This is a genomic window from Flavobacterium suzhouense (assembly GCF_042684765.1).
In the GTDB taxonomy this organism is placed as follows: domain Bacteria; phylum Bacteroidota; class Bacteroidia; order Flavobacteriales; family Flavobacteriaceae; genus Flavobacterium; species Flavobacterium suzhouense.
In genome coordinates this window covers 1-3,962 of sequence record NZ_JBHUMD010000021.1, presented here as the reverse complement: position 1 = coordinate 3,962, position 3,962 = coordinate 1, and the positions used below count along the sequence as shown (strand labels likewise).

3 protein-coding genes are annotated in these 3,962 nt (G+C 37.3%); all 3 read right to left on the bottom strand.

What is annotated here, in order from left to right; genetic code table 11:
• Nucleotides 1-98: 98 nt before the first annotated feature.
• On the bottom strand, nt 99-914 hold the full coding sequence (locus tag ACFSR3_RS09435; protein ID WP_379820752.1) for an RHS repeat domain-containing protein: 816 nt from the start codon (nt 912-914) through the stop codon (nt 99-101).
• Between the two features lie 90 nt (nt 915-1,004).
• Complete coding sequence (locus tag ACFSR3_RS09430; protein WP_379820751.1) at nt 1,005-3,506, bottom strand: T9SS type B sorting domain-containing protein; 2,502 nt, start codon at nt 3,504-3,506, stop codon at nt 1,005-1,007.
• Between the two features lie 34 nt (nt 3,507-3,540).
• A partial coding sequence (locus ACFSR3_RS09425; protein ID WP_379820750.1) for a T9SS type B sorting domain-containing protein occupies nt 3,541-3,962 on the bottom strand: 422 nt, incomplete at its 5' end.

The window sequence follows — 3,962 nt, the reverse complement described above, 5'->3', positions numbered from 1 at the left end:
AAGTTCAGACAACTTGAAAATGCCTGAACTTTTATCAAATTTGTATAATCAAAAAATAGTCAACCTATTTTAGGACTAGTCAAAGCAGGATACTTTATTTAATTATAAAAATATTCCATTTGGCTTTGTAGCACTTCATTGTAATAAGTTAATCTTTTAGTAGGTAATCCCTGTTCATTGAAGGTATATACATCTTTTGTAATAGTATTACCTTCAATCACTTTAATTTTATATTTATCATAAGTACTATCGCTAAGACTATTTAATCTCAGCGTATTGTTAGGTTGAAAATTTCCTGTTCCCAAATCGATATTAAGTAGTGAAGGGTCGTGTTCCTCATCATATTCGTAAGTTCTTGTTACAACTCCGTTATATGAAGCACTGATTACTGTACTGCCATCGAGTGTAAATTCGTAGGTGGAGTCTCCACTAACCTGCTTGTATACAATTCCACTACTGTTTAGATAAAAGGTCTTGGGTTCTTCCCAACTATTAGTAGATGTTGATGTTATTGTGTTATTGTTATTATGGGTAAAAGTCCTGGTGTAATCTACATTTTCAGCTTCTGACTGCTGATGAACTGTAGTCATCCTTCCCTGATTGTCGTAACCGTATTCAGTAGTTGAGTAAACTGCTGTACCTAGATAAGTGTTTATTGAACTAAGTAGCCCGTCGCTATTGTATGAGATAATGTCATATCCCATCTGTATATTCTCGGGTGTTAGCCAATTCATCTTTGTCATCTTTCCGTTGCTATATTCAGAAACAAAAATTTCTTCCACCTCGCCGTTTTCATATAATGTTTGCTTAGTAGATACAAGAGGCGAGTTGTTTCCGGTTGATGATGAATCATCATCAGAACATGAGGTTAACAAGGCAGTAAGGCTAAGGCAGGCAATTAAGATTTTTTTCATTGGTTAGATTGGTTTTGTTTGTGTTAAATGTATGAAAAAGTACATAAAAAAACACTCCAATGGAGTGTCTGTATAGTTTAATTAAGATTATTATCGCATTAAGCTAAAATGTCCTTTAATTATTCGTCCGTTATCAAGTTTAAGAACAAACCAATAATCATTTGAAGGTAATGGTCTTCCTTCAAATATTCCATCCCATCCAATGCCTTTAGGGTCAACATCTGCGAGTAGTTTTCCGTAACGGTCAAAAATATATATTTTGCTGTTAGGATAAAAGTTAGCGTTTATACCTATTATGTTCCAATAGTCATTTATACCATCGCCATTTGGTGTAAAGAATTTAGGGGTATCCAGTACTGTCATTTCTTCAGCTTTAATACCGCACCCCTTAGTGTCTTTTATATAAACAGTATGGATGCCAGAGGTAAGTCTCTCGAAATAATTCGATTCCTGAAATGGTCCGTTAGGAGCATCTAAACTGTATACATAAGTAGTTTCAACACCCTGTGGAGGTTCGGCCATAATAGTAACACTATTATTGTCCCGCATATCATTTACGATAACATCGGTAACTATGGCAAGATCTGAAGCAGTTACGACAAAGGTTTTGGTATTGCTGCATCCTAACTGATTAGTTATTTTTACAATATACGTACCTGCTTGATATACAGTAATTTTTGAGGTAGTCTCTCCTGTACTCCATAAATAAGTGTACAAATTTGGGTTGGTATTTATGGCCTTAATCGTAAGTCCTTCAGGATTATTGAGACATATTGTTTCATTTACTGTTTCGTCTACTACTGGGCTGTTAAGCGTGCTGACCAAAAAGCTGGTTAGCTGAAAGCACTCAGGGTTAATACTGTTATGGATGCGGGCATATATCCGCTGAGGATTTACTGTATTTACATAAGCAGTGGCATTAATTGCATTTACATTAGCATCTGCATTCTCTTTGTTGTCAAAATATTTTACTGTATTTTCTGTGCTTAACTGTGAACCTAATATTAATGAATTGTTCTGACTAAGATTAAATACAGTAATGCCATCATTATCGGGGTCACATTCTTCCAGATTGTCGGCCTGATAGGCTGTTGGGGTAGTGGTGATAGTAATGTCAATTGTTTCCGTATGTATTTCTCCCTGATGGTTTATAGTAGCAGTAACAGTATAAGTGCCTACACTTGTATAAGTATGAGATACTGTGTTTTGTGCTGATGCTGCACTTGTATGGCCATCACCAAAATCCCATGCCACTGTTGTAAAGTCGTCATCTGTGTCTAACTCAAAGTGAGTTACATTGCCAAAACATTTATTTGAAGCAATAATATTTACTGCAAAATAGGAAGTTATGAAGTGTGGAAGACCAAAATAACAGGTGCCGGTACTTAAGGATACTCCTCCTGTAACGTAGTTGCATAACAGTCCATCTGCATCAGGATTATTAATCACATCAAGTGTAGGGCTGTTTACTACGGCACGATATATTTTTCCATTAGGACCAAGCTGAAGTGTTGCTGATTGTGGGGATGCAGCTATAAATACATCTGAACCCGCTATGTCGTCACTTTCAAGATCATATTGATGGATACCCCCAAAATTGGTAAATGAGTTATCATAAGAGACATATAGTTTTTTAGTTTTTTGTGAAAACTCAACGCCATAGGGCATGGTATCCTGGCTTATAGCCAGTGGATTAGATAATATACCGGTTTCATTATTAAAATCGTAAAGCCAGATGCTTCCGTTTTGCTGAGTACTTCCCGTAAGTGTTGATATCTGAACATGAGCAATGGCTACTTTTTTGCCATTTGGAGATGCTTTTATGCAACCAATGCTATTTCTGCGGTAACCGGATACAGGTACTACAGGTATAAGTGTAGATATTACTGGGACGGGGTTTACGCCGGTTGAGGTAACTTCAAAAGCGTAAAATCTATTTACAAAATGTGTAATAACCCAATATCCCGAACCCGACCTGTTTTTTACAGCAGTTACCTTTTCAGAGCATTTGTACTTTATCTGGTCAGGATCGTCGGGCACGTAAGTTACAAGGTGCGTATTTCGTGTTACCACGTCACCAATACTACCATTAGACCCAATCACAGAAAGGTCTACAACAGAATAGTTGAATCCGTTATTATAGCCGTCATCCTGAGAAGGAATTGTAGAACCATCCTCATAAGGACCGGGAAATTGATTTGGATATACGGCTGCATTTTGATGATGGGGCTCATCAACTGTAAAAATATAGTAAATGTTAGGATCTCCTTTTTTAGGAACAATTACACCCGATTGCGTACTTGAAGAATCACCCATAAGACCTGTTCCGGCGTTATAATTGCCATTAGGCATAAGTACATTGTTTCGATCCCATACATTTCGTCCATCTGTATAGAAAAGCAGATTACCGGCGTTGTCAGAAATAGAACTGCAGCCTTCGTTACTTTCTATCGAACTTGACAATGATGTTACACTGCCGTCGTCCTCAAAATGAATGCCTGTAAATAGTCCGAACTGCCAATTGTTAGCCTCTTTCTGACCAAACATATTTATGGTAAGTAATAATAATATGATTGAGGCTATGTTTTTCATAAACAGGAGGCTGTGCTATTCAAATTTACGCTTTTTATCTCAAAAGCGAGAAGTGTGACCTGAATTCTTTTATTACAGTTACGCTACCATTATATTCGCTATAAGTTACCGTAAACCAGTAGTCGGTTGCGGGCATCGCCTCGCCATTATATGTACCGTCCCATCCTTTACCAATAGCGCTTATTTGTTTCAGGAGTTTGCCATATCGATCAAAAATATAAATTTTTGCATCCGGCTGATTAAGTCCTATAACATTCCAGAAGTCATTAAAATTATCACCATTAGGTGTAAAGAAATTAGGATAGTCTACAACTTCAGCTCCTGTTATTATAGTTTCGCTACAACCATCAGGGTTGGTATCCCTTACCGTTACTGTATGGCTGCCCGGTGCCACATTGCTGAAGATATTACTATCCTGCCATGGGCCGTTGTCAAGGCTGTACTGGTATACGCCAT

Bases quoted from the DNA above. Each gene is read 5' to 3' on its own strand.
- ACFSR3_RS09435 (WP_379820752.1), bottom strand. From the start codon at position 914: ATGAAAAAAATCTTAATTGCCTGCCTTAGCCTTACTGCCTTGTTAACC.
- ACFSR3_RS09430 (WP_379820751.1), bottom strand. From the start codon at position 3,506: ATGAAAAACATAGCCTCAATCATATTATTATTACTTACCATAAATATG.